The sequence below is a fragment of the Streptomyces sp. NPDC046876 genome, from assembly GCF_040645035.1.
Classification (GTDB): Bacteria; Actinomycetota; Actinomycetes; order Streptomycetales; family Streptomycetaceae; genus Streptomyces.
Genome location: NZ_JBEYXK010000216.1, coordinates 1 through 2,585, shown reverse-complemented (window position 1 = coordinate 2,585; position 2,585 = coordinate 1). Strand labels below are relative to the sequence as shown.

At 77.0% G+C, this 2,585-nt stretch carries 2 protein-coding genes; both read right to left on the bottom strand.

Going from position 1 to position 2,585, the window contains the following annotated elements:
- Nucleotides 1-131 precede the first annotated feature (131 nt).
- The gene (locus ABZ924_RS38410; protein WP_361920367.1) at nucleotides 132-1,331 is read right to left on the bottom strand and encodes a thiolase family protein; all 1,200 of its coding nucleotides are present in this window, start codon (nucleotides 1,329-1,331) and stop codon (nucleotides 132-134) included.
- 196 nt (nucleotides 1,332-1,527) lie between these two features.
- Nucleotides 1,528-2,487: a LacI family DNA-binding transcriptional regulator gene (locus ABZ924_RS38405; RefSeq protein ID WP_361920365.1), complete on the bottom strand. Its 960-nt coding sequence runs from the start codon at nucleotides 2,485-2,487 to the stop codon at nucleotides 1,528-1,530.
- Nucleotides 2,488-2,585 lie beyond the last annotated feature (98 nt).

Below are 2,585 nucleotides of genomic sequence, written 5' to 3'. Positions count from 1 at the left end.
GCGACGGCCCGGGGGCCGTCGCGGCGATGGGCCGTCGCGGCGATGGGCCGTCGCGGCGATGGGCCGTCGCGGCGATGGGCCGTCGCGGCGATGGGGCGTCGCGGCGATGGGGCGGGCGGCGCTCCCGCCGGTCAGCGTTCCAGCACCAGGGCGATGCCCTGCCCGACGCCGATGCACAGAGCCGCCATACCGGTGCCCGACCCGGCCGCGGCCAGCTGGTGCGCGACCGCACCGGCGAGCCGCGCGCCCGAGGCGCCGAGCGGGTGCCCGATCGCGATGGCCCCGCCGCGCGGGTTGACGACGGCCGGGTCCAGCTCCGGCCAGGCGGCCAGGCAGCCCAGCGCCTGCGCCGCGAAGGCCTCGTTCAGCTCCATCACGTCCAGGTCGGCCAGGGTGGTGCCCGCCTTGGCGAGCGCCCGCTGCACGGCCTCGACCGGGCCCAGCCCGAACAGCTGCGGCTCGATGCCCGTGACCGCGGAGGCGCTGATCCGGGCCAGCGGCTCCCGGCCGGTGGCCGCCAAGCCCGCCTCGTCGGTCAGCAGCAGGGCCGCCGCGCCGTCGTTGAGGGGCGAGGCGTTCGCGGCGGTGACCGTACCGGTGCCGTCCGTCCGGAACGCCGGCTTCAGGCGGGCCAGCGCCTCGGGGGTGGAGGCCTCGCGGATGGACTCGTCGCGTACGAGCTCGATGCCGGGGTAGGGCACGACCTCGTCGTCGTACAGGCCTGCGTCCCAGGCGGCGGCCGCCTTGCGGTGGCTGTCCAGGGCGAAGAGGTCCTGCGCCTCGCGGGTGATGCCGTGCTTCTCGGCGATGAGTTCGGCGCCCTCGCCGAGCGAGACCGTCCAGTCGCCGGGCATCCGCGGGTTGGTCATCCGCCAGCCCAGCGCGGTGGACCACATCTGCTGGTGCGTGGCGGGGAAGGCGCGCTCCGGCTTCTGCACGACCCACGGGGCCCGGGTCATCGACTCGACGCCGCCCGCGATGGCGACGGAGGAGTCGCCGAGCGCGATGGAGCGGGCGGCCTGGATGACAGCTTCCAGACCGGAGCCGCACAGCCGGTTGACGGTGACGCCGGGGACGGTCACCGGCAGGCCGGCGAGCAGCACGGCCATGCGGGCCACGTCGCGGTTGTCCTCGCCGGCCCCGTTGGCGTCGCCGAAGACGACGTCGTCGATGCGGGCGGGGTCGAGGGAGGGCGTACGGTCCACGAGCGAGCGGACGACGTGCGCGGCGAGGTCGTCGGGGCGGACCCCGGCGAAGGCTCCGCCGAACTTGCCGATCGGGGTGCGGACGGCGTCGACGACATACACGTCGCGGACGGTGCGGATGCTCATCGCGTCTCTCCTGGGCGGATCCGTACGGGCGGCGCCGCGGCCCGTGCCGCCGTCGGCACCGGGTACGACGCCGGGCGCGCCCGGTGGGGCGCGCCCGCAGTCTCCGCCCGCCGGTCACCGCCTGTCAACGGGCTCCCGGCGGGGTAGGGCGGGGAGGCGGCCGGGGGGGGGCGGCTGGGGCGCGGCGCGGGGACGCTCAGGTCGACTCGCGGTGGACGGCCGTGGCGGCCATCGGCCCGTGCTGCTCGGTGATCTCGGACGGCTCCCGCACCGCCCGGTCCACCAGCTCCGCCAGGTGCTCCCCGGTCGGCAGCTCGATCCGTACGGTGCTCAGCCGGGGCCGCAGCAGCCTGCCGACCAGCAGGTCGTCCGCGCCGATGACGGCGACGTCCTCGGGGATCCGCAGCCCCTCGTCCAGGAGGGCGCGCATCAGCAGCATCGCGTACTCGTCGTTGTACGCGTACACCGCGCGCAGGCCGAGGGAGCGCCAGCGGGCGGCGAGCGCCGCGGCCGACTCCTCCGTGTAGGCCATCTCGAGCGGCTCGGTCCCGGCGCCGGCGACGGAGCGGGCGCCCTCCAGCCGCGGCCCGGCGAACAGCCCGAGCCCCTCCTCCTGCGGGACGACGACACCGATCCGGCGGTGGCCCCGCTCGACCAGGTGCGCCGCGGCCCGGGCGCCCACCTCGGCCTGGTCCATCACCAGGGCGTGGGCCCCCGGAACGCGCGTCGGCCCCACCGTGATCACCGCGCGGGCGCCGGCCCGCTTGAGGGTGTCGACGTTGTACCCGGCCAGGGCGGTCTCCCCGAGGGAGATCACGGCGACGGGGCGCAGCTCGGCCCAGGCACGGGCGGCCTCGTCACCGCTGAGGCCGAGGCTGCCGTACTGCACGACGGTGTAGTCGAGGCGGCGCAGCGCCCGCTGGAGGTCGTCGAGGAAGCCGCTGTGCAGCGGCCCGATCGGGACGTGCGCGGTGGGCAGCAGCACGATCCGGGTGTGACCGGCCCGAAGGCTCCGAGCGGCGGCGTGCGGAACGTACCCCAGCTCCTCGGCGGCCCGCCGGACCTTGCGGCGGGTCGGCTCGCTGATGCGGACGGCTTCGGCGTTGTTCAGCACGTACGACACGGTCGCCCGCGAGACCCCGGCGAGCCGCGCCACGTCGGCGCTGGTGGGCGGAGTGGGGGGGGCGGGTGCGGCCGGGGCGGGGGGGGGGGCGGGGGGGGGGTCGGGGGCGGGGGAGGCGGGGGGCGTGGGGA